This window comes from Paracoccus sp. MBLB3053, from assembly GCF_031822435.1.
Taxonomy (GTDB): Bacteria; Pseudomonadota; Alphaproteobacteria; order Rhodobacterales; family Rhodobacteraceae; genus Paracoccus; species Paracoccus aurantius.
Window position 1 is genome coordinate 15,786 of record NZ_JAVQLW010000003.1, and the last position, 21,700, is coordinate 37,485.

21 protein-coding genes are annotated in these 21,700 nt (G+C 61.6%); 15 read left to right on the top strand and 6 right to left on the bottom strand.

Going from position 1 to position 21,700, the window contains the following annotated elements:
• Nucleotides 1–80 precede the first annotated feature (80 nt).
• From RGQ15_RS16700 to RGQ15_RS16735, 8 genes are all read left to right on the top strand, one after another.
• Nucleotides 81–1,220 (top strand): TRAP transporter substrate-binding protein, encoded by a 1,140-nt coding sequence (locus RGQ15_RS16700; protein WP_311161765.1) that lies wholly within the window; start codon nucleotides 81–83, stop codon nucleotides 1,218–1,220.
• Between the two features lie 84 nt (nucleotides 1,221–1,304).
• The gene (locus RGQ15_RS16705; protein WP_311161767.1) at nucleotides 1,305–1,883 is read left to right on the top strand and encodes a TRAP transporter small permease subunit; all 579 of its coding nucleotides are present in this window, start codon (nucleotides 1,305–1,307) and stop codon (nucleotides 1,881–1,883) included.
• 34 nt (nucleotides 1,884–1,917) lie between these two features.
• Nucleotides 1,918–3,339 (top strand): TRAP transporter large permease, encoded by a 1,422-nt coding sequence (locus RGQ15_RS16710; protein WP_311161768.1) that lies wholly within the window; start codon nucleotides 1,918–1,920, stop codon nucleotides 3,337–3,339.
• A gap of 21 nt (nucleotides 3,340–3,360) precedes the next feature.
• Entirely contained in the window at nucleotides 3,361–3,543 is a 183-nt protein-coding gene (locus tag RGQ15_RS16715; RefSeq protein ID WP_311161769.1) for a hypothetical protein, read from the top strand.
• Nucleotides 3,544–3,965: 422 nt separating this feature from the next.
• Nucleotides 3,966–4,688, top strand: coding sequence for a GntR family transcriptional regulator (locus RGQ15_RS16720; protein ID WP_311161770.1), 723 nt, complete (start codon nucleotides 3,966–3,968; stop codon nucleotides 4,686–4,688).
• A complete protein-coding gene (locus RGQ15_RS16725; RefSeq protein WP_311162212.1) occupies nucleotides 4,615–5,412 on the top strand; it encodes an urea carboxylase-associated family protein in 798 nt (265 codons plus the stop codon). The genes RGQ15_RS16720 and RGQ15_RS16725 overlap by 74 nt, the downstream gene beginning before the upstream one ends.
• A gap of 167 nt (nucleotides 5,413–5,579) precedes the next feature.
• Entirely contained in the window at nucleotides 5,580–6,134 is a 555-nt protein-coding gene (locus tag RGQ15_RS16730; protein WP_311161771.1) for a cytochrome b, read from the top strand.
• A 94-nt stretch (nucleotides 6,135–6,228) separates the two neighbouring features.
• Complete coding sequence (locus RGQ15_RS16735) at nucleotides 6,229–7,743, top strand: phospholipase D-like domain-containing protein (protein ID WP_311161772.1); 1,515 nt, start codon at nucleotides 6,229–6,231, stop codon at nucleotides 7,741–7,743.
• Here RGQ15_RS16735 and RGQ15_RS16740 read toward each other — a convergent pair.
• Nucleotides 7,740–8,420, bottom strand: a complete 681-nt coding sequence (locus RGQ15_RS16740; protein WP_311161774.1) for a hypothetical protein — start codon at nucleotides 8,418–8,420, stop codon at nucleotides 7,740–7,742. The two genes, RGQ15_RS16735 and RGQ15_RS16740, sit on opposite strands and share 4 nt — an antisense overlap.
• 474 nt (nucleotides 8,421–8,894) lie before the next feature.
• On the opposite strand from RGQ15_RS16740, the gene RGQ15_RS16745 reads away from it, so the two are divergent.
• The 7 genes from RGQ15_RS16745 to RGQ15_RS16775 all read left to right on the top strand — a co-directional run bounded on the left by RGQ15_RS16745 (nucleotide 8,895) and on the right by RGQ15_RS16775 (nucleotide 17,167).
• Nucleotides 8,895–10,199: an AAA family ATPase gene (locus RGQ15_RS16745; RefSeq protein ID WP_311161776.1), complete on the top strand. Its 1,305-nt coding sequence runs from the start codon at nucleotides 8,895–8,897 to the stop codon at nucleotides 10,197–10,199.
• Nucleotides 10,196–11,323, top strand: coding sequence for a ParB/RepB/Spo0J family partition protein (locus RGQ15_RS16750; RefSeq protein WP_311161777.1), 1,128 nt, complete (start codon nucleotides 10,196–10,198; stop codon nucleotides 11,321–11,323). Before RGQ15_RS16745 ends, RGQ15_RS16750 begins: the two co-directional genes overlap by 4 nt.
• 823 nt (nucleotides 11,324–12,146) lie before the next feature.
• Nucleotides 12,147–12,902 (top strand): YoaK family protein, encoded by a 756-nt coding sequence (locus tag RGQ15_RS16755; protein WP_311161778.1) that lies wholly within the window; start codon nucleotides 12,147–12,149, stop codon nucleotides 12,900–12,902.
• Between the two features lie 125 nt (nucleotides 12,903–13,027).
• A complete protein-coding gene (locus RGQ15_RS16760) occupies nucleotides 13,028–13,744 on the top strand; it encodes a hypothetical protein (RefSeq protein ID WP_311161779.1) in 717 nt (238 codons plus the stop codon).
• A gap of 13 nt (nucleotides 13,745–13,757) precedes the next feature.
• The gene (locus RGQ15_RS16765; RefSeq protein WP_311161781.1) at nucleotides 13,758–14,615 is read left to right on the top strand and encodes a hypothetical protein; all 858 of its coding nucleotides are present in this window, start codon (nucleotides 13,758–13,760) and stop codon (nucleotides 14,613–14,615) included.
• Entirely contained in the window at nucleotides 14,612–16,042 is a 1,431-nt protein-coding gene (locus tag RGQ15_RS16770; RefSeq protein WP_311161782.1) for a hypothetical protein, read from the top strand. The genes RGQ15_RS16765 and RGQ15_RS16770 overlap by 4 nt, the downstream gene beginning before the upstream one ends.
• A gap of 252 nt (nucleotides 16,043–16,294) precedes the next feature.
• Entirely contained in the window at nucleotides 16,295–17,167 is an 873-nt protein-coding gene (locus RGQ15_RS16775; RefSeq protein WP_311161783.1) for an aldose 1-epimerase family protein, read from the top strand.
• Between the two features lie 16 nt (nucleotides 17,168–17,183).
• Here RGQ15_RS16775 and ehuA read toward each other — a convergent pair whose 3' ends face one another.
• The 5 genes from ehuA to RGQ15_RS16800 are packed head-to-tail and all read right to left on the bottom strand — an operon-like array spanning nucleotide 17,184 to nucleotide 21,665.
• Complete coding sequence (gene ehuA / locus RGQ15_RS16780) at nucleotides 17,184–17,963, bottom strand: ectoine/hydroxyectoine ABC transporter ATP-binding protein EhuA (protein WP_311161785.1); 780 nt, start codon at nucleotides 17,961–17,963, stop codon at nucleotides 17,184–17,186.
• Complete coding sequence (gene ehuD, locus RGQ15_RS16785; protein WP_311161787.1) at nucleotides 17,960–18,652, bottom strand: ectoine/hydroxyectoine ABC transporter permease subunit EhuD; 693 nt, start codon at nucleotides 18,650–18,652, stop codon at nucleotides 17,960–17,962. Before ehuD ends, ehuA begins: the two co-directional genes overlap by 4 nt.
• A 3-nt stretch (nucleotides 18,653–18,655) precedes the next feature.
• Nucleotides 18,656–19,333 (bottom strand): ectoine/hydroxyectoine ABC transporter permease subunit EhuC, encoded by a 678-nt coding sequence (gene ehuC, locus RGQ15_RS16790; RefSeq protein ID WP_311161788.1) that lies wholly within the window; start codon nucleotides 19,331–19,333, stop codon nucleotides 18,656–18,658.
• Nucleotides 19,334–19,353: 20 nt separating this feature from the next.
• The gene (gene ehuB, locus RGQ15_RS16795; protein ID WP_311161790.1) at nucleotides 19,354–20,199 is read right to left on the bottom strand and encodes an ectoine/hydroxyectoine ABC transporter substrate-binding protein EhuB; all 846 of its coding nucleotides are present in this window, start codon (nucleotides 20,197–20,199) and stop codon (nucleotides 19,354–19,356) included.
• A 20-nt stretch (nucleotides 20,200–20,219) separates the two neighbouring features.
• On the bottom strand, nucleotides 20,220–21,665 hold the full coding sequence (locus tag RGQ15_RS16800) for an aspartate kinase (RefSeq protein ID WP_311161791.1): 1,446 nt from the start codon (nucleotides 21,663–21,665) through the stop codon (nucleotides 20,220–20,222).
• Nucleotides 21,666–21,700 lie beyond the last annotated feature (35 nt).

Consider the following 21,700-nt stretch of genomic DNA (forward strand, 5'->3'; position numbering starts at 1 on the left):
TTGCGTTTTCAAATCTACGATTACAGACTTCTCGGAAAAGAGAGCCATAAATCGGCCATCATCGTCTGGGAGGACAACGAATGACTGACAGCAATGATTCAGCGCGATTTTCGCGCCGCTCTTTTCTGCGCAAAAGTGCAGTCGGTGGATCCGCAGCAGCTGCCACCGCACTTTCGGCACCGGCCGTTCTGGCGCAATCCGCTCTTGTTATGAAAATGCAGACATCCTGGCCGGCATCGGACATCTGGATGGATTTTGCGCGCCAATATGTGACCCGGGTAGAGGAAATGTCGGGCGGTCGCCTCAAGATCGACCTGCTGCCCGCCGGAGCGGTAGTGGGCGCGTTCCAGGTCATGGACGCGGTCAGCGACGGGGTGATCGACGCGGCCCATTCGGTCAGCGCCTACTGGTACGGCAAGCACAAGGCGGCGTCCTTCTTCGGTACCGGCCCGGTCTTTGGCGGAAATGCCCAGACCATGCTTGGTTGGTTCTACCAGGGTGGCGGCAAGGAGCTTTACGACGAACTCACCCAGGAAGTCCTTGGACTGAACGTCTACGGCCTGATGGGCATGCCCATGCCCGCCCAACCTTTCGGCTGGTTCAAGCAGGAGGTGAATACGGTCGCCGACCTGCAGGGCTTCAAGTATCGCACGGTCGGCCTGGCCGCGGACCTCTTGCAGGGCATGGGGATGTCGGTAGCGCAACTGCCCGGAGGCGAGATCGTGCCCGCGATGGAGCGCGGCGTCATCGACGCGTTCGAGTTCAACAACCCTTCGTCGGACAGTCGGTTCGGCGCCCAGGACGTGGCAAAGAACTATTACCTGTCATCCTATCACCAAGCCTCGGAAGCCTTCGAGTTTCTGTTCAACCGGGACTTCATGGATGATCTGCCGCCCGATCTGCAGGCCATCCTCCGCTACGGCGTCGAGGCATCGGCAACCGCAAACCTTGCCCTCGCGATGAAGGAATACTCGACTGATCTGCAAAAGCTCCAGGATGAGGCCGGGGTGACGGTCCACCGCACGCCCAAGGAAATCCTGAACGGGCAGATCGAGGCCTGGGACAATGTCATCGCCTCTCTCGAAGAGGACGAGTTCAACAAGAAGGTCATGGACAGCCAGCGCGCCTGGGTTGAAAAGGTCGGCTATTACGAACTCATGGGCGGGGCCGATCTGTCCATGGCCTATGAACATTACTTCCCGGGCAAGTTGAAGCTCTGACGAGAGATGGGGCGCCGCGACAGGCGCCCCTGCCCTGCCCTGCCCGGGCAATGCTTCGGGCGAGTCTCGTGCAACGGAGTTGCTATGGTCCGTTTCATCCATTTTGCAGACCACTTGTCCGCGTGGTTCGGCAAGACCTTCGGTTGGCTCATCATCCTGATGACCTTCGGCATGAGCTATGAGGTGCTCGTGCGCTACTTCTTCAATTCGCCCACCCCCTGGGCGCTCGATCTGAGCTTCATCGCCTATGGAACCATTTTCATGATGGGCGGCGCATATACCCTGTCACGCGGCGGCCATGTCAGGGGTGATTTCCTTTACCGGACGTGGTCGCCACGCGTTCAGGCCAGTGTCGATCTGGCGCTCTATTTCCTTTTCTTCTTTCCCGGCATTCTCGCGCTGATCTTTGCGGGTTGGAAATATGCCGCGCGATCATGGCGATATGCCGAGGTATCGGTCAACAGTCCGGCCGGTGTTCCCATCTATCAGTTCAAGACGGTGATCGTCGCCGCGGGTGTGCTTTTGCTGATCCAGGGGATTGCACAAGTATGTCGTTGCCTGATTTGCATCCGGGACGGAAGCTGGATGGAGGTCGAGGCCGATGTCGAAGAAACCGAAGAACTTCTGATCAAGCAGGCTGCGCATCACTCGCATCCGGAATGAACCTTCCCTTTACGCCCGGCACGGAGTTTCAACCTTGACTGACCCCCAGATCGCCATCCTGATGCTGGCGATATTCATCGGCCTTGTCTTTCTGGGCTTTCCGATTGCCTTCACCTTGATGGCTCTGGGGATTGCCTTCGGATATTACGCCTATTTCGATCCAAGCCGGATGTGGCGCGCCTTCAACAGGCTGGACGATACGGCAAGCTGGTGGGACAGCACCTCGCTCTGGCTCGAAGGGCTCTACAACAATCGAATATTCGACCTCTTCGTGAACCAGACCTACACAGTCATCTCGAATGAGGTGCTGACGGCGATTCCACTCTTCCTGTTCATGGGTTATGTGGTCGAACGCGCCAACATCGTCGACAAGCTCTTTTCCACACTGGCTTTGGCCACGCGCAACATCCCCGGATCGATGGGCGTTGCAGCGCTTCTGACCTGCGCGTTGTTCGCCACGGCAACCGGCATCGTCGGCGCGGTCGTGACGCTGATGGGCCTTCTGGCGCTGCCCCAGATGTTGAAAAGCCGATACGACAACTCCTTCGCCAGCGGAATCATCTGCGCGGGCGGAACGCTCGGCATCCTGATCCCGCCGTCGATCATGCTCATCGTCTACGCGGCGGCATCGGGCGTTTCGATCGTCAGGCTTTATGCCGCGGCGCTTCTGCCGGGCTTCACGCTGGTGGGGCTCTATCTCATCTACATCTTCGGACGGGCGCTGATAAATCCCAAGCTCGCCCCCAAGCCCTCGAAGGACGAACTTCCCGAAGTGCCACTGGCACAGATGCTCTGGATGCTCGTGACAAGCTTCCTGCCGCTGGCGCTTCTGATCCTTTCGGTCCTGGGATCGATCCTGTTCGGTCTCGCGACCCCGACAGAGGCTGCCTCGATCGGCGCGCTTGGCGGCATGGTCCTTGCCATCGCCTATCGCGCGATGACCTTTCAACGGCTTCGGGAATCCGTCTATCTGACCGTTCGAACGACGGCCATGGTGTGCTGGCTTTTCGTGGGGTCATACACCTTTTCGGCCGTGTTCAGCTACCTGGGCGGGGAAACCGTCATTGCCGAATTCGTTCAGGGGCTCGATCTGACCCCGATCCAGTTCCTTCTCATTGCGCAGCTGATCATCTTCCTGCTGGGTTGGCCGCTGGAATGGTCCGAGATCATCATCATCTTCGTCCCGATCTTCTTGCCGCTGCTGCCCATCTTCGGCATCGACCCGCTGTTCTTTGGCGTGTTGGTGGCGCTGAACCTGCAGACCAGCTTCCTGACACCCCCGATGGCCATGAGCGCCTATTACCTGAAGGGGATCGCCCCGCCTCAGATCAGGCTGACGGAAATCTTCAGGGGCGTGCTGCCCTATTGCGCGATGGTGCTGATCGCGATGGTCCTGATGTATCAGTTCCCCGAGATCGTCTTTGCCCTTCCCGACGCCTTCTACGGGTCTCGGTGATCAATTGAACGGAGTAAGATGATGAACATCCTGCTTGCCGGCCTCGCCTTCGCGTTCCTTGCCGCCTTTACGGCCGTCCTGCTGGTGCACCTGCCCCGGCCGGACCTGATCTGCCTGGTCGTCATCACCCTGGCGCTCGCGGCCTGGGACATCTTTCTTTCCCTCAGGGATAGCAGGAACAACCCGCCACCGAGGACAGACTGACCGGGGCCGCATCGCGCGTCTCGGTTGCGCGAAACCTTGGACGGAGCAAGGCGAAGTCCTTCTTGTCGGCTGTCACCATCGGCCCCGCGATCCCGACAGCCTTCGCCGCGCCCTCTATCAGGCGATGAATATCACCGTTTTTCTCGATTTGCCTGTCGCGTCGAACTGAAAAGGTCAGCGGCGCAGGGCGTTCATAATTGTAGAACATTCCCCTTTCTGAGCGGGAAAAACAACGCACCGTTCGCCAAAGCAGCTGGAATGATCGCCGATTCAAGTGCCTTACATTCCAAATGTTGAACAAAAATCCGGCGCGCGATATGCCTTCCTTCGCGATCTTGATCGCCACTCTTGCCGGAAGAACATGACGCAGTCCGGCATTACTAGGACTTATTGTTGAACAAGTTGGACATTCGGGAACGCTGATGCACCCCGGTTCTGCGCCCGCCCTGCCGCCCTCCGTCGCGACCCGTTTGCGGACCGTGATCCTAAACGGAGAATTGGCGCCTGGAACCTTCCTGCGCGAGGTCGAATGGGCCAAGCGCTTGAACGTGTCGCGCAACACCCTGCGCGAGGCGATGCGGGATCTGATCGCCCAGGGGCTGGTCGAACACCGCCCGCATCATGGTGTGGCCATTCGCAGCCTCATGGAAATCGAGATCCGCGAGATCTACGCCATCCGCATGACATTGGAATTGCGAGGGGTTTGCCACAGCGCCTACGCCTCGGTTGATCAGATGAACACGTTGATCGCACAGGTCGGCGCCATGCAGGAGGCCGCCAGGATCGACGACTGGAATGAAGTCGCGACCGCCTCGCTGCGCTTTCACCGGCAGATCGTCTCCTTCATCGGCAGCCCCCGACTGAACGATCTTTTCACTTCGGTCGCGACGCAGGCACGTCTTGCGTTCTCATACGCTCCCGACATGCGCCGCTTCCAGGAACCATGGATCGCGCGCGACAGCCAGACGACCCGGCGCCAGAGTCGCCCGAACTTGCAGGAGAAACCGAATGAAACCCCTGGCCATCAATCCGGCGCCGCGGGATGCGCAGGCCCGCAGAGCGGTCGCTCCGGTGATCTGCTACCCGGTCGAGACATTGCCACGGCCCGACCTGCCCGCCTATCGCGCCCTTCGCGACGATCTTGAGCTGGTCACAACGCTGATCGTGCCGCCTCGCGATGCACGATGCTGGACGATCCCCGCCGGACATTTCTGCCGGATCGTCAGCCATGAGGGGCCGCAGGTCGGTGACCTCAACCTTTTCAATACCCATAACCTTGATGAGCGGCTCTTTACCGGCAAGACCCGCGCCTTGAACGGGACGCATGTCGGCCCGGGCGACCAGCTTTTCTCGAATTTCCCCTATCTGCGACCGATGGCGACGATCACCCATGATACGCTTGACTGGTACGGGTTCGACGAATTCGGAGGGGCCGTGCATGACGTGATCGGGACGCGCTGCGATCCCTATACGCACAATCTGCTGAGTGATGGCGGCCAGTACCATCACTGCTGCCATTCCAACCTGACCCGGGCCTTGGCGCAGCATTGCGACATGACCCCAGAACAGGCCGAGCGCCACGTTCATGATGTCCTGAATGTCTTCATGTGCACGGGTTTCACACGCGACACCGGTCAGTATTTCATGAAGGCAAGCCCTGTCCGTCCCGGCGACTATCTCGAATTCTTCGCCGAATTCGAGCTGCTGGGATGCCTTTCGACCTGCCCCGGCGGGGATTGCTCAACCGGGCATTCATCGGACGCAGCCGCTTGCTATCCGTTGGTCGTCGAAGTGATGAAGCCGACGCGGATGCCCTCGGGTTGGACGGCTCCGCAGGTCAATGGATATGATCGGTGCCACGGGATCTGACGCTCCCTGCGGGTTTTCGCAGCCCTCAGCGCCGGACGGTCAAGCACCACCGGCGCTGCAAGACAGTGCCGCCCGAGCTTTTTGGCCAACGCTTGGCGCGTCTTTCGGTTTACGAAAGCCCAAGGGTCCCCTAACATTCTCGGGCTCATCTGACGGAGACCCGAGCATTGGTCAGCTCGCCCGAAGCCAGTGAACCCCGCCGCTATGCCCCTGCCGCCAGGCTGCTCCACTGGCTGACGGTTCTTCTGGTGTTCTCCACGATCCCCGCCGGGCTTGTGATGGTTCAGGAAGGGCTGCCGCGTCCCCTGCAGGACAGCCTTTTCCTTTATCACAAGAATATCGGACCGGTCATCCTGATCCTTGTTGTGCTTCGGCTGCTGCTGCGACTGGTCCTCAAGACGCCGCCGCTGCCTGAAACCCTGCCGCGCCTGCAAGCACTTGCCGCGATCAGCGTGCATTGGCTGCTGTATCTCAGCCTTCTCGTGATGGCCCTCTCGGGCATCGTACGCGTCCAGGCCGGCGGCTATCCGATCGAATTCTGGGACCCGCTGATCGGCGGGATGATTGCGAAAAACGAAGCCCTTGCCAAGACCGCAATGACCATCCATGCCCAGTGCCGATACGTTCTCATTGCGCTTATCTTTGTCCATGTCGGGGCGGCAGCCTTGCACGGGCTCATCAAGCGCGACGGCGTTATAAGGCGGATGTGGCCACCGATCTGATCCCCCTGCCCGATATGGGGGATCAAGCCTTTCATGGCGGAACTTCCCCACGGGGACGAACATTTGATTGTGCCGAACAGCTTCGGGATGCGACATGACAGACTTGCAGTTGAAGGCCGGCCAAAACTGCTGGCGGGTCGAAAACGCCGATAGGTTCGCCTTCATCATCGACGGCCAGGACTATTTCCGCGCCCTGCGCGAATCCCTGATGCAGGCAAAGCGGCTCATCCTCATGATCGGTTGGGATTTCGATTTCGAAATCGAGATGCTGCCCGGCGAAAGCGACGAAAACGGGAATGCGCCCGACGGGATGCCGAACAGGGTCGGCGAATTTCTCGATGCCTTGGTCGATCGTCGCGAAGGGCTCGACATCTACCTGCTGAAATGGAGCGGAGGAGCGCTTGTCGCGCCCGGCGGGGCGCTTCCCGCCATCCGTGTCAAGTTCCTCTCACCCGATCAGATCCACCTGGCCTTCGACGGCTGTCATCCGATCGGGGCCTGCCACCATCAGAAGATCGTCGTGATCGACGACTCGCTGGCGTTTTGCGGTGGCATCGACGTCACCGACGGTCGCTGGGACCGCCCCGCTCATCGCCATGCCGATCCGCTGCGGCTGTCTCGAGCGGGCGAGATCTCCCAGCCCTGGCATGACGCGTCGGCCATCATGTCCGGCCCGGTCGCAGCATCGCTCAGCGAACTTGCCCGAACCCGCTGGAAGCGCGCGCAGGGGCGCGAGGTCGATGAATCATTCGAACCCGGTTCTTCGATCTGGCCTGAAAGCGTGCCTCCTGCCCTTGAGGATGTTCGCATTGCCATCGCCCGGACCGAGCCTCCGGAAAACGATCGCCCCATCGTCACGGAGATTGAACAACTCTATCTCGACAGCATCGCGGCGGCGCGTGACATCATCTATCTCGAGTCGCAATATTTTTGCGCCGAAAGCGTGACACAGGCGATCCTGGATAGGCTGCAGGAACCGGACGGGCCCGAGGTCGTCATCATCAATCCCGACGCCGCGCAGAAATATGTCGAAGATCAGGCCATGCATGTCACACGATCGCGCATGGTGCGAACGCTGCGTGCCCATGACCCTCATGACCGGTTCCGCATTGTCCACCCTGTCAATGACGCCGAGGAATCGATCTATGTTCACGCCAAGATCGCGATCATTGACGACCATCTGCTGCGAGTGGGCTCCAGCAATATCGACCAAAGATCGATGGGATTCGACACAGAGTGCGATGTAGCCATCGTGGGCGATGGAACAGATACACGTGCTTACATCCGCAAGATCAGGCTCAAACTCCTGTCAGAGCATCTTGGCCTTTCCCCCGACGAGGTCACGCACTCCATCGAGCGCTTCGGAAGCCTGGTGGCAGCGATCGACAATCTGGGTTCCGGGCCGGGACGTGGGCTGCGGCCCTTGCCTCTCAGAGAAAAGGACTGGCTTGGCGAAATCCTGTCCTCGACGCGGCTGTTCGATCCGCGCTACCGCGCAAGTGCCCGCGCAAGGATCGGCATTACGTCCCGCCATGTCTTTGTCGGGGCGGGTGTTCTGGCCGCAGGCGCGCTTCTCTGGCGCCTCAATCGGCGAAGAACGCGCGACTAGGAAGAAATCACCCGCAACCGCAACACCGATGCATCGCAGCGCCGGACCGTGCTGCGCAGCCGTTCCAGAAGATGCGTCTCGACATAGGTCGCGTGAAACCGGCTGGGCGCAAGCAGGGTAAGACACCCCTCTTGATGGCCCGCCTCTACCAGGGCGGCAAGCCAGCCTTCGTAAAGCGATCTATCCTCCTCGGCCAATATCCGGCAGGCTTCCGACCAGACCCCCTGCCCTTGCGGGACGGGGGCGGGCGAACGATGAAGCGGGACGACATTGCTTCTCTCGGTTTCGGTTTGCCCGCTCAGCCGGGACACGAGGTCCGGTCCGACATGATCCCATTCGGGGCGGGTATCGCTCAGGATGCGTTCAAGGTTGAGCCCGTGCACAGAGACCCGCCCGCGCGCGCCTTGCTGGCGGATCTCGACCCAGCCCATCGCCCGCAGCTTTGCCATTTCGCGTTTCACCGTCCGCTCGTCGACACACCAAAGCCGCGAGATTTCTCGCTGACCAACCGTAAGCTCGTCACGTTGCCAGTTGTACCGGCTGGTGATCAGGGACATCAATCGCAGGATAAGGCGCTGGCGATGCTTGTCGCCCGCCAGGGCGTGGGCCATCATGGCCGAAAGCAGATCATATTTCTTCGTCGCGGCATCACGCCCGACTGCACGGATCACCTGCATACCTGTCCCTGCCCGGCTTTCCCGGGTTCTGTCTCATGCCTCGCCGATCAATCTCGGCCTGCTCCTGTGACGAGACGATCTTGCCGTCGTCCAAACGCTTTTCATCGCCACTCGGCTATTTGCGTCCTGCAATTCGATTCTGTCAAGCGGGTAGCGTCCGGCGCGTCAAATCTGCCTCAAAACCATTTGAATAAACGGTAACAATGGTAAAGCGGGACATTCAGTATGTCCCCCCCATATGGCAGAAATGTCCCCCAATCGGTCTGGAACGCGATTTGCGACGTCCCCCATTTCAACGCCGGGGCCATCCAATCCGCAGTGCCGCGGCAAGAGCCCGATTCGCAGCGATTTCCCCGTAAAATCACCATTTCGAAAGAAATTTCCGTTTCAATGAAATACGGTTTTGTCAGAAAGGCAAATCCAGCGTAAAACAGAAACACGACAAAATTTGCGTCCAGATAAAACAGGCAAGACATGTATACGCATGAAGACCTCGCGAAGCTGCAGGCTCAATCGCTGAAGATGCAGGGATGGATCCGGCGGCAGACCTTCAGCCCCGCGAATGAAAAGACCTTGCGGCGCTTCTCGAGTTGGGAGGTGTCGGAGCTGATCTTCCGGATCAACCAGTCGACCTTCCGCGGCAAGCTCGCGGCGGACCCGAACCTTCCCCTCGGGGAAGTTGAAGAGGACGGTCGCCAGCGCTGGTTCTCGCTTGATGAGATCAACGAACTGCGCCGCCGGATCAAGGTGAACCGCAAGTCGCTGATGCCGCCCCGCCCCGAAGGCAAGCGGGCGTTCCGGGCTGCGATCGCCAACTTCAAGGGGGGCGCCGGCAAGTCGACCGTCGCCTTGCACTTTGCCCATGCCGCTGCCCTGGATGGCTACCGTGTGCTTGTCGTTGATTTCGACCCGCAGGCGACGCTGTCCCATTCGATGGGCCTGACCGATGTGGGTGAGGATCATACGGTCTGGGGGATCATGGCGCGTGATCTCGAGCGTGAGACCGATCGGATGAATGCCGCGATCTCGGGTGCGGAAAGCGGCACCGCCCTGCCCCGGCGCAAACTTCCCGCCTCGATCCGCGACATGGGACTTGGCACGTTGCGGCCGGCCGACTTCATCAAGCCGACGGCCTGGCCGACGATCGACATCGTCCCGAGCTGCGCCAATGCCGCCTTTGTCGAGTTCGCGAGCGCGCAGTACCGCCACCTCAACCCCGAATGGACGTTCTTTGGTGCGGTGTCCCGCTTCCTCGACAGCCTCGCCGATGATGCCTATGACCTCATCCTGTTCGATTGCCCGCCGGCCATCGGCTATCAGTCGATGAACGCGGTCTTTGCCGCCGATATGCTCTACATTCCCTCCGGACCCGGTTATTGGGAATATGATTCGACCACGAGTTTCATCGGCCAGCTTTCCGAGGCGCTCGAAGATCTGTCGCATGGGTTCGAAACCTTCCCCACGGGGAAGATCCGCCTGCCGAAAGCCTTTGCCGAGATCCGCTTCCTGATGACCCGCTACGAGCCATCGAACGATCTGCACCAGGCAATGCTGAACGCCTTCCGGCAGGTCTTCGCGGATCACATGACCGAACATCCGATCGAATTGACGCGGGCAGTCGAGCAATCGGGCCGCTTCCTTTCGTCGATCTACGAGATTGATTACCGCGAGATGACACGGGGAACGTGGCGGCGGGCGCGTGCGACCTTCGATCAGGCTTATGAAGAATTCCGCAACCACGCCATCGCCGCATGGCACAAACTGGAGGACGCGGCATGAGCCGGAAGCGTCGGATGTTCGACATCGAGATTCCGGATGAGCCGGAGACTACCTTCCCCGTGGGGAAGGCCGAAGCCGACGAACCGGCAGCGGCCAAGGAAGGCCGCCGCGGACCGATGGCAACGGCGATCAGCGAGACGGTCGAATCCAGTCGCGAAAGAGCCCGGATCGAGGCCGAGATCCGGGCCGAGAATGATGCGCTCGCGACGGAACATGTGAGGCTGAAGCGTGCCGGTCTGGTGACGGACCTGATCCCGCTGGACGCGATCGATACGCAAAAGCTGATCCGAGACCGCGCGCATGGCGCCGATTTCGAACTGGCGGAACTGATCGAGTCGATCCGCGAGATCGGCTTGTCGAACCCGATCCGGGTCGAGCCGACGGGGCAGGGGCGTTACGAGTTGATCCAGGGCTGGCGCAGGCTTTCGGCCTATCGCGCGCTGCTTGCGGAAACGGGCGACGCCGAGACCTGGGGTCGGATTCCGGCGGGCATCGCGGCCAAGGGGGACGAGCTTGAGCGGCTCTATCGCCGCATGGTCGACGAGAACATGGTGCGCAAGGACATCTCGTTCGCCGAGATGGCGCAACTTGCGCTGCATTATGCGATGGACCCGCTGACGGAGGAACATGACCCCGAAAAGGCGGTGGCGATCCTGTTCAAGTCGGCAGGCTACCAGAAGCGCAGCTATATTCGCAGCTTCATCCGTGTGGTGGAATCGCTGGGCGAAACGCTGCTTTACGCGCCCGAGATCTCACGTGCGCTGGGGCTCGCGCTTGCTCAGAAGCTCGACGAGATACCGGGGCTGGCGGCCGCGATCCGGACCGAGCTCAAGGATTGGGACACGCGCAGCATCAAGGATGAGCTTGAAGTCCTGCGCCGCTTTGCCGGCCAGTCGATCGGGCAGGGTGAGGACGCGGCTGTCGTCGAAGCAGCGAAGCCAAAGCCAACGCCGGCACCTGCTGCAAAGGCACGGACCACGTTCCAGATCCAGCGTCCCCAGGGAAGCGCGAAATGCACGGCGGCCAATGGTCGGTTGGAGATCCGGTTGCCACGCGATTTCTCGGCGATCGACAGGCGGAAGCTTGAGGCGGCGGTCAGCGCCATGCTTGAGCGGCTGGAGTGATCTTCCCCACGGGGAAGGTCCCGCAGACCACCTGCTTCAAGTTAACCGCATTAATGGGATATTATGCGGATTAAATGAGGGCAGCCCCTAGACTGGTGAAGACGATCTGTGTGCATGTGATGACGCCTTGATACCCGTTCCTGCGGTTATCCCGGGGAATGACAGCAAGGTCAGGGGTGATGTGGCAGGAGGTAAGGTGTTCGAGTCTCGTCCGTCGAGCCAGACCTGCCAAGGCGGGAAATTCCTGACGCGGATTTTGCATCGCCCGATACGCTGGCTCCGCTCTGCCGCGCTCGCGCGCCCGGGCCTCGCTATTCCACGCAACGGGAAGAGCTGGGCCATGGCACGACGAAAGTGACCGGAGGGCGGTGTTTCTTCCATGGAGCGGACGGCGAGCCATGTTGCCTGGGGGTGGCTTGCAGCGAGGCCTGAAACGACATCGCGGCCCCCAGGCGGCGGGCCGTGACGCGCGCCAGTTTCCGAGCACTCGCCGATGGCAACGGCCTCGTTCATATTCAGGCCTGAGGCCAGAGAGGATTGGCGCAGAGCAGCCGACATCGTATGTCGCCCGCGCGAGGGTTGCGCGCCAGCGGGTCATGCAGCCGCCCCGCCCGGGGGCGCGGCGCGATCAGGCGAAGGCCATAGAAGAGCGGGCCTGCCGAGAAGGAGTGGCGGATGGTGCGCGCCCCTGATTTCCGGGGCGATCGCGAAGCCGGATCTGGGGCAGGGGGAACCGACGGGCGGGCCAGGCCGACCGAGGCGCTTGCCTTGCACCGGGCGCGCGCCGATACTCGGGGTGGTTTTCACACGCAATTAGGCAGCCATGGCGCGACACCGTCACATCCGCCGACCTCTTGCGTCCGCGCGGGTTCTGGTCGGGCATCGACGCTCGATCGGAACGGATTTCGCGTTGGCGACGATCCTTGCCTTCATCGCAGGCGCAGCAAATGCCGGAGGCTTCTTCGCGCTGGGGAAATACACGTCTCACATGACGGGTTACCTGTCGCAATTCGCCGACAACCTTGCCTCGGGCAGCTTGCTGCTAGCGGGCTCGGCATTGCTGGCGATCCTGTCCTTCGTAAGCGGGGCAGCCGCCAGCAGCCTGATGATCAATTGGGGGCGCAGCCGGCGAAGCAGGGAGCGCTACGCCTATCCGCTGGCGGTCCAGGGCGTGCTTCTGGCCAGCTTCTCGACCGGCGGGATGCTGGAGAGCGGGCTGTGGCGCCTGTCCGCGCTGGCCGGTCTGTGTTTCATCATGGGGATGCAGAACGCCACGATCACCAAGATCTCATATGCTCGCGTGCGGACGACCCATGCCACGGGCATGGTCACCGATATCGGCATAGAGATCGGCCGCGCGATCTGCGGCAGGGTGTTTCCGGGATCGGGCATTGCGGCCAATCGCGACAAGCTGCGCATTCTGTTGACCTTGGTGCTGGCCTTCCTGATCGGGGGCATCACCGGGGCTCTTGGTTATGCCGTGATGGGGTTCGGCTTTTCGCTGCCGCTTGCCGGGCTGCTTTTTGCACTTTCCCTGCCGGTCCTTGTGCCGCGCAGGTCGGGCATCAGGACGGCTTGAACCCTTTCGAAACCGGCCGGCGCGGCGGGCGGGGCCGATGAGGGGCCGGGTTTTTCTTTTTCTGTCATTCGATTCGCCCCTAAGCTAACCCCGGTTAGGCAGCTTCGCAGTTGGGGAATGGCTTTGTGAGTGGCGACGAGCTTGATGCGACCGATCCCCTGCACGCCGAGGTCAAGCGTCTTGCGGATGCGCTTGACGATGCGCTTGAGAAGGTCGAGAAAAGCGAGGAGGGAGCGGACTGGAAACGGCGTTCGCGACTGCTGCGGCTTGAGGCCCAATACCTTCTTTCAAACCAGCCCAAGCCCCGGACGCAGCCAAAATCGAGGGGCCAGCGGCTGTGGTCGGGGATCACGGGGGCATTTTCAGCGCTGTTCGGGTTTCTGCTGCGGCTCGCGCCGGTTTTGCCCCCGCTGGTCGTTGCGGCTTTCGGTTTCATGCTGACAGGAACGACCAGGGAGTTTCTTGAACTGCGCAAGGTCGAGTTGGAAGAACAGAAGCTTGATCTTGCGACGATTCAGGCGATCGACGATCATCTGGAAAAACTGCGGGCCAGCAATATCGGCCAGGACGAAGCGGACCAGATCGCAAGCCGCATCGCCTATTTCGGCACGCGCGCCATCGTGCCGCTGGTGGCAGAGTTGCGCACGATCAGGACCGAGGTCGATCCGCGCGCGAAGGCCATTGCCGGGGCGCTTGAAGTTTCCGCGCTCTACCCCGGCCAGCGCGACCGCATCTGTGCTATTCTGAAGGAAGCCGGCTCGGAAAGCATGAGGGGGGTTCTTTCCGAAGCAGGGCAAAAGGTGGGCAGCCAGATCTTTGCCAGGATCGGCTGCGACGGATGATCGGAGGCCCGTCATGCGAAATGCAGAGCCTTTGCTGGAATGCCGGCCGTTGGGTCGGATGACGATCGTGCTTGCCGTTTGCACGAGCCTGGGGGGCCTGTGGGGCGGCGAAGCGCAAGCACGGGTCAGCGACTGCATGGATGCACGGGACGCGGTGCCCGGCACCGGGCCGGGTGATGTTGTCTTCAAATTGATGCTGGACGAACTGGCCGGGACCGCCAGCGCAGGTGATGCCGAGATTGTTCATCGGGCGCTGCGGACCAAGCTTCAGGACAATTTCGACAAGGCCCAGCTTGAACTCGGGCGTTTCCATGTCGTGCTTTGCCTGGGCCGTTCGCCGTTACAGGTCAACGACATCATGCCGGGCGTCAGGGATTTCGCGGATCACGGCGTGGTGATTGAAACTTGGGGCTTCTTCGACAGCGAGGAAGCGACGCTGGACCACGCGCTTGTCCCACCCCTTGCCGAGGTTTCGGGGATCTGGCCATCAAGCGTGAAACATCTCAGCATGTCCTATCCCTACGATGGCAGCGGGGAGTTGAGCTTTCTCAAGTCGCTCGTTCATTCTTCGCCCGAGATCCGCATGCTGGCGGCGCTCGGGGCGGCAAGCGCCTCCTACGAGGCTGCCGATTACGACAACGCGCGCGCCTATTTCTGCCGAACGCTTCTGATGCTGCGGCAATATCAGGATGCAGCAAGCATGCGGATAGATCCGGTGCACCGGCAGGTCCTGGACAGCTTTCTCGAGGAAATGACAACGGTGAGGGTGATCGAGGAGGCGCGTGCCGCGCGGGCCGCCGGGACCTATGACGGCATGCTGGGTTCCCCGATCATCCCGCAAGGGACGACCTGCGAGGGGGTGCGCCCATGAGGAAGCGCAATCGTGGCAACTGGCGCAGACTGGCCCTGGCTGCCGTGACGGCCCCCGCGATCCTGGTCGCGACCGTGGTGACAGAGGCACGGGCCGGGATGGTGGCACCATGTATCGAGCCGCTCATCTTTCAGAATGCGGATGTCAATCTGGTGCTCTTGCCATATGCCCTCAACTCTCCCGATCTTCGGCTGCGCCAGGACAGTTTCGCGCTTTGGGAAAACGAGGGGGCAGGGGCGCTGGCATCGCTGATCCAGTTCGAGACGCTTTATTCGCTGCGCTATCCCGCCTCTTTGGCGGTGGTACAGCTTTTCGCGGAAGGCGGTGACTGTCCGCTGGAGGACGTGAAACGCAAGGTCGCGGATCAGCTCGGACCCGGCAAGGGCGCGGTATTTCTGTGGGGCGGGCTTGTCGAGCATGGGGGCGAGATCTTTATCCAGAGCTATGTGGAGTTCTTCCGCAAGGATCGGGCCGATCTGTTGCATCTTCAGATGCCTGCGCCGGTCGGGGCCGCCAGATACGAAGGCGGAATTCCCCAGCGCGGAATCGGCTTTCCGCCGAAGATCCTGACGGCGGAAGATGTTGGGGCAATCCGACAAAGCGCCGAGACGAGCCGAATGCTGTCCAGTTCACCCGGGGGTCCGCCCGAGATCCGCCTGCCGGAAGCGCCTTTCGAGCCTTTTGCCTTCACCGTCCTTGAAATCAATCCCAATGGATGGATGCGGATCAAGGCAGCGGCCAGCGAGGAGCATTTCCGTGAGCCCGGATCGATGGCGTTCGAAGGGTGGCTGTCCGCGCGTCCCGGTGGATCGCTGCGCGGGCTCTTGCCAGAGCTTGATTTCGTGGATGGTGCAATCGGCTTCCTCGTCGGTCAGATCATCGAGGAAGAGCGGACGAAGGAGCACTGGGCGGGCGATTGGGTGAGCCGGTATTACCGGGCGAGAAATGCAGGTTCCGCCGCGCTGGGGCATTATGTCGACGCGGTGCGTTCGGATGGCGGAGAGGTCGATATCGACGTCGCGAGTTCGGTTTCGCTGGCCGAGACGATGCGCGCCGCCATGGCGCTGAACGGCCCCCCGGTCGAGCCTGCCGGGTCCGAAGCCCCCGCCAAGCCGACAGCGGCCACGCTGATCGAAGCCGCCATCGACGATCTCAGGGATGCGAACCGGTTGGTGCCCTACCAGGCCGCAACCCGAAATCTGCTGGCGATCGGGCTCTCTGCCTTGGCAGCGGTTGAGGGTGACGAAGAACTGGCCAAGGACGCCGTGGCGGAGTGGTCTACGGCGCTTTCCCTTGCGCCGAACGATCGCGCGATCGCGGGAAATGTCGCCACCTACTATCTCTCTGCGAAAGAGGCCGGGCGGCCCGATCTGGTCGGGCTTACCGCTACCGAAATCGATGATTGGCTGACATTCCTGCCGCGCTGAAGGCGGGCGCTGATGGTTTTTGCAGTTAAGCCGGATCAGCGTGCTCCAGCACATGCGCAGAACACGGAAATCGGGTTCAACAACGGGGCATCAGCAGGCGCGACAGGCCAAAAACGACCGCGACGAGAGACACTCTGACCTTTGTCCCGGCCCGACCGGCGCAGGACACTTGCGGCCGCATCGCCCACGGGGCAATCGTCTTGATCGGAAGGCGGCAGCGATCTTCCATGGACCATCAGCAAGGAAATCCGAATGCCCGTGCTTGAAAACGATCTGATCCGGGTCGAAATTGCCGAAGAAGGTGCCGAGCTGCGCTCGATCCGGACGGGTCCGGACAAGTGCGAATGGCTTTGGCACGGGGATCCCGCATGGTGGAGCGGACGCGCACCCTTGCTGTTCCCGGTGGTCGGTCAAAGCCCGCAAGGGCAGGTCACGATAGCCGGGCAGAGCTTTCCGATGAAGCCGCACGGATTTGCGCGCAACAGCCGATTTCGCGTCGTCTCGACCGATGCCCACCGTGCCGAGATGGAACTGCTGGCCGATGATGACACGCGCGCGTCCTTTCCCTTTTCCTTCCGCCTTTCCATTTCATTCGAACTGGACGGCTGCGGGCTTCGATGCCTCGCGCGGGTCGCCAATCTTGGCGCGGACCCGATGCCGTTCCAGTTCGGCTATCATCCGGCCTTTTGCTGGCCGCTTCCGGGTGCCGCAGGCGCGCCGCATCGCCTGATCTTCGAGGATGGTCAACCGTTGCGGATGGTGCATCCCGGCCCGGATGGCCTGCTGATTGATGATCAGCATCCAGTTCCAGCCGAAGCGGGGGTGATCGAACTCGACCCCCGGCTTTTCGCCAATGGTGCGTTGGTCTTTCCCGAAGCGGCGGGCCGCGCCTTCACATATGAGGGCGGGGAGGCCCGGATGCGGATGACGACGGCGGGTCTGCCCAATTTCGCGCTGTGGCAGAAGATGGGCGCACCGTTTCTGTGCCTTGAACCTTGGCAGGGCATGGCGCCGTTTCCTGCGCAGGGCGCGGCGATCGAGACGCGAAACTACAGTCTTAATCTGCTGCCCCAGGAAGAACGCCAGTTCGCGATGAACCTTGCCTTTCATGCCGCCGGTGGCTGAACAGTTTGACGCGCCCCTAGCTCATGTCTTCGAGCGTGGTCTTCAGGAATTCGCGCGTGCGTTCCTGCGACGGCGCGGTGAAAAGCCGCTCGGGCGAACCCTCCTCGACGATGCGGCCGCGATCGAAGAACAGGACGCGGTCCGAGATTTCGCGCGCGAAACGCATCTCATGCGTGACGAGCAGCATCGTGAGATCGTGCTCCTCGGCCAGTCGCCCGATCACGTTGAGCACCTCGCCGACCAGTTCCGGGTCCAGGGCCGAGGTCGGCTCGTCGAACAGCAGGATGCTGGGACGCATCGCCAATGCGCGCGCGATCCCGACCCGTTGCTGCTGGCCGCCGGACAGCTGATGGGGGTATTTCCGGGCATGTTCGCTTAGGCCGACCAATTCCAGAAGCTCGTCGGCGCGTTCGCGGGCCTCGGCTTTTGACAGACCAAGAACCTTGACCGGGGCCTCGGTGATATTGCGCAGGACCGTCATGTGGGGGAAAAGATTGAACTGCTGAAAAACCATGCCCAGCTGCCCGCGCATGTGGTGCAGATGCGCCTCTCCTGCCGGTTCGAGGCCGTTCGGCCCCCGCTCGTGCCAAAGCGGCTCGCCGCCGACATAGACCACGCCGCCGTCTATGCCTTCGAGCGTCATCAGGATGCGCAGCACGGTCGACTTGCCCGAGCCGGAGGGGCCGATGATGGTGACCTTTTCGCCCTTGTTGATCTGGAAGCTCAATTGGTCGAGCACGGTGTGATCGCCATAGGTCTTGACGACCTTGTCGAAGGTGATGATGGGCTCGTTCATTTCAGCGGTATCCCCTGTTTGGGAAGTCGGGTGTCAAGCCAGCGCACCCCGGCCGAGGCGACCAGTGTCAGGATCAGGTAGATCCCCCCGACCATCGAAAGCGGGACGAGGTAATCGAAGGTCCTGTCGCCGACGATCCGGGCGACGTTGAGCAGTTCGAGCACGGTGACGACCGACAGCACCGGCACGTCCTTCATGATCGAGACAAGGTAATTGCCCATGGCGGGAACGATCCGGGGGATCGCCTGCGGGATGATGACATGGGTGAAGGTGCGGGCCGGGGGCAGGTTCAAGGCGCGGGCGGCTTCGCGCTGGTCTCGGCCGACCGCCTCGAGCCCGGCGCGATAGACCTCGGACGTATAGGCGCTGTACTGGATGCCAAGCGCCAGGGCCCCGGTCAGGAAGGCGGGCAGGACGATGCCGTATTCGGGCAAAACATAGTAGAGGAAGAACAGCTGGACCAGCAGCGGAGTGTCCCGGATGAATTCCGTGATTGCATTGGCCGGCCAGGATATGAGGCGCGATGGCGCGCCCTTGAGCACGGCGAAGACCAGCCCCAGGACCAGCGCGACGAAGAAGCCGAGAAAGGTTGCCTGCACCGTCACCCAAAGCCCGACCAGCAGAATCGGGAGGATCGAGATGGCAAGCGTCAGCGCATTCGTCGTGTCCCATTCGAAACCGAAAAGCATGGTTCAGCCCCTGGCCGGGCGCCATCGGCCGACCCGGCGTTCCAAGAGACGCATGATCGCGGTCAGAACCAGCGCCATGCCGAAATACATGAAGAGAAGCATCGTATAGATCACCGTGCTGTCCTGCGTGAAATTGCGGATCTGCTCGGCCCTGAACGTCATGTCGCCGAGACTGATAAGCGATACGAGCGCGGTGTCCTTCAGGTTCTGGACCGCGAGATTGCCGAATGCGGGCATCATCTCGGGCACGGCCTGCGGAATTGTCACACCCAGAAGTGCCTGGCGCCGATTGAAATTCAGGGCAATCGCTGCCTCGTGCTGTCCGGGATGCACCGCCTGGATCGCGCCGCGCACGACCTCGGCGCCATAGGCGCCGATATTCAGTCCCAGCGCCAGGATGCCGGCCAGGACAGGGGGCAGGCGCAGGTCAAGCCCGATGGCCTGCCCGGCCAGCGGCAGGGCGAAATACAGCCAGAAAAGCTGCACCAGCAGCGACGTGCCACGAAACAGTTCGATATAAGCGACAGAAAGGCCGCGCAGGAATGGATTGCGCGCCAGTTTCCCGACGCCAAACAGAAAGGCCAGAACCGCCCCCAGCAGCGTCGAAAAGACGGTGAGCTGGACGGTGACCCATGCCCCCTCGAGTAGAGGGGGCAGGTATTCGGTCCAATGCGGGATCATCCGGCGTTACCGCGAGCCATTCACGCGCCGCAAAGCTCGGAGGTGTCGTGCGCGCCGGAACCCTGGACATCAGCCTCGGTGAAACCGTAGCCGGTGAGCGTCTCGGCCCATTCGGGGGATGACTTGACCTCGGCGAGTGCCTCGTTCACCGCGTCGCGCAGGTCCTCGTTCCCGCTGGCAAAGGCGAAGCCGCCCCAGCTGCGGACCTCTTCACCCTCGATCACCGGGTCGGAAAACTCGCTGGCGACCTCGACATCATCGCTTTGCCCGGCCAGGCCCGAGGCCGTCAGGCCCGTGGCCGCATAGGCGTCGGCCCGACCCGTCGCCACGGTCGAGATGGCATCGGCGTTCGAGGCGATCATGACCATGTTCGATTCCGGCACGCCAAGCGCCTGCATCATTTCCAGCTGGTCGGCGCCCGACATGATCGCGACCTTCAGATCCTTGTTTTCGGCGAAGTCGCCATAGGCGTGGATGTCCTTGGGGTTGCCCGCAGCGACAAGAAGCCCTTCGCCATAGGATGTGTTCGGTTCGGAAAACAGGACCTGCTTGCAGCGGTCCGGAAGGATCGCCATTTCGGCGGCAACCATGTCGAAGCGGTCGGCCTGAAGCCCGGGGATCAGCGACGAGAAATTCGTGGTGATCCATTCGATCTTCTCGACGCCCAACTTGGCGGCGATCAGTTTCGCCACATCCGGACCCGCGCCGGCGGCCTTGCCGTTCATGTCCATGTAGCCATAGGGGATCTCGTTCGCGACGGCGATCCGGATCGTGCCGCTTTCCCGGATACCGTCCAGGTCGGCGGCATTCAGGGTCGAGGCCATGCCCGCAAGGGCAAGCGCGAAGCTGTAGGTGAACTTGATCATCTTTTCTCTCCTGTTGGTTCTTAGGCCACCGCGCGCATGGACGATTCCGCGCGGACCGGGGCTTCAATCAGGCCGCGATGCATGGCGACAATCGCGGCATCGTGGTCCTCGTCCCTGACGACGACCTGCAGATCGACCCTGCGCATCAGGTCATGGATGCCGAGCGGTTCGATCCCCGCGGCATTCAGGACCGATACGGTTTTCGACAGGACCGAGGCGGTTCCAAGATCGCGGCCGATGGCCGAGACAAGCGCCACTTTCCGAAGCGAAACAGCGGCGTCGGGAAAGCGATCGGACAGGTCTTTCTCGACCCGGCGGATCGCTTTCAGAGATCCCTTTACGAAATGCGTGATGGTGTTCGCGTTCGAGGTCTTGGAAATGATCCAGACCTTGTGGCGCTGCATCGCATCCAGGATGGCCGCATCATATCCCTTGACCCCCACCATGTCGGGATCGTGGAATTCGAGGGCGATGACATTGCGGATGCCGGTCACGATCTCGACCTGCGACGTCCGGGCGGCAAGGTCCGACCGGATCAGCGTTCCTTCATGTTCGGGCTCGAAGGCGTTCTTGACCCGCAAGGGAATACCGGCCTGACGCAGGGTCTTGGCCGCACCGGGGTGGATCGCCTCCATCCCGAGGTTCGAAAGCTGGTCGGCCACATCGTAATTCGTCTCGCCGATCACGCGAACGGCATCTGTCCCGACGATGCGCGGATCTGCCGAGGACAGGTGGAATTCCTTGTGGATGATCGCCTCACCCGCGCCGGTGACGGCCGCGATACGGGCCAAAGTGATTTCGCTGTAGCCGCGATCATAGCTGCGCATCAGCACTTCGCGGCAACGTGCATATCCGGTGACGATCGGCAGCTCTCGCGTCAGGTCGATGCCGTCGAAGGCGGCACGAATGACATCCTCCAGATCATCGCAGCCGGCCTCCTGCCAGCCCGACAGATCCACGAGACGCGCATTGACGCCCTTGCCTTGCAGCAGAAGGACCGTGTTGAAGGCAGAATGTGCCTCTCCGACCGAGGCCAGCATTTCGCGCACGGTCATCAGATATTCGTCGAGCTGGAAATGCCCGAAGGAACACAGGCGGGACAGGTCGATCAGGCAGGAACGCACGGCCTCGACGCGTTCGGTCGCGAACCGGTCGGCTGCCGCGCGCGCCGTGGCGCTGCCAAAGATCCGGGCGTTGAGGGCCATCATGCTTTCGCACAAATTGTCCAGCGTCTCTTGCCAGACGTCTCCGTCCTCGCCTGAAGCAAAATTGGCATAGACACCGGGTGCGCCGGATTTCTTGTGCTCCAGCAGCATGTCGGTAACACCGGCATAGGCCGAGACGACGAAGATGCGCCGGTAGAGATCTGCACCCCTGCGCGGGCCGATCAGCACGGTGTCCAGCAGTTCCTTGCTGCGCGACATCGAAGTGCCGCCGATCTTTTCGACCGTGTGTAGTTCAGTCATAGGTTCTCCATGCGCGCCCCGTGGTCAGGGGCGCG

Coding starts and splice junctions, on each gene's coding strand:
- RGQ15_RS16700 (WP_311161765.1), top strand. CDS start 81: ATGACTGACAGCAATGATTCAGCGCGATTTTCGCGCCGCTCTTTTCTG.
- RGQ15_RS16705 (WP_311161767.1), top strand. CDS start 1,305: ATGGTCCGTTTCATCCATTTTGCAGACCACTTGTCCGCGTGGTTCGGC.
- RGQ15_RS16715 (WP_311161769.1), top strand. CDS start 3,361: ATGAACATCCTGCTTGCCGGCCTCGCCTTCGCGTTCCTTGCCGCCTTT.
- RGQ15_RS16720 (WP_311161770.1), top strand. CDS start 3,966: ATGCACCCCGGTTCTGCGCCCGCCCTGCCGCCCTCCGTCGCGACCCGT.
- RGQ15_RS16735 (WP_311161772.1), top strand. CDS start 6,229: ATGACAGACTTGCAGTTGAAGGCCGGCCAAAACTGCTGGCGGGTCGAA.
- RGQ15_RS16740 (WP_311161774.1), bottom strand. CDS start 8,420: ATGCAGGTGATCCGTGCAGTCGGGCGTGATGCCGCGACGAAGAAATAT.
- RGQ15_RS16745 (WP_311161776.1), top strand. CDS start 8,895: ATGTATACGCATGAAGACCTCGCGAAGCTGCAGGCTCAATCGCTGAAG.
- RGQ15_RS16750 (WP_311161777.1), top strand. CDS start 10,196: ATGAGCCGGAAGCGTCGGATGTTCGACATCGAGATTCCGGATGAGCCG.
- RGQ15_RS16755 (WP_311161778.1), top strand. CDS start 12,147: ATGGCGCGACACCGTCACATCCGCCGACCTCTTGCGTCCGCGCGGGTT.
- RGQ15_RS16765 (WP_311161781.1), top strand. CDS start 13,758: ATGCGAAATGCAGAGCCTTTGCTGGAATGCCGGCCGTTGGGTCGGATG.
- RGQ15_RS16770 (WP_311161782.1), top strand. CDS start 14,612: ATGAGGAAGCGCAATCGTGGCAACTGGCGCAGACTGGCCCTGGCTGCC.
- RGQ15_RS16775 (WP_311161783.1), top strand. CDS start 16,295: ATGCCCGTGCTTGAAAACGATCTGATCCGGGTCGAAATTGCCGAAGAA.
- ehuA (WP_311161785.1), bottom strand. CDS start 17,963: ATGAACGAGCCCATCATCACCTTCGACAAGGTCGTCAAGACCTATGGC.
- ehuD (WP_311161787.1), bottom strand. CDS start 18,652: ATGCTTTTCGGTTTCGAATGGGACACGACGAATGCGCTGACGCTTGCC.
- ehuC (WP_311161788.1), bottom strand. CDS start 19,333: ATGATCCCGCATTGGACCGAATACCTGCCCCCTCTACTCGAGGGGGCA.
- ehuB (WP_311161790.1), bottom strand. CDS start 20,199: ATGATCAAGTTCACCTACAGCTTCGCGCTTGCCCTTGCGGGCATGGCC.
- RGQ15_RS16800 (WP_311161791.1), bottom strand. CDS start 21,665: ATGACTGAACTACACACGGTCGAAAAGATCGGCGGCACTTCGATGTCG.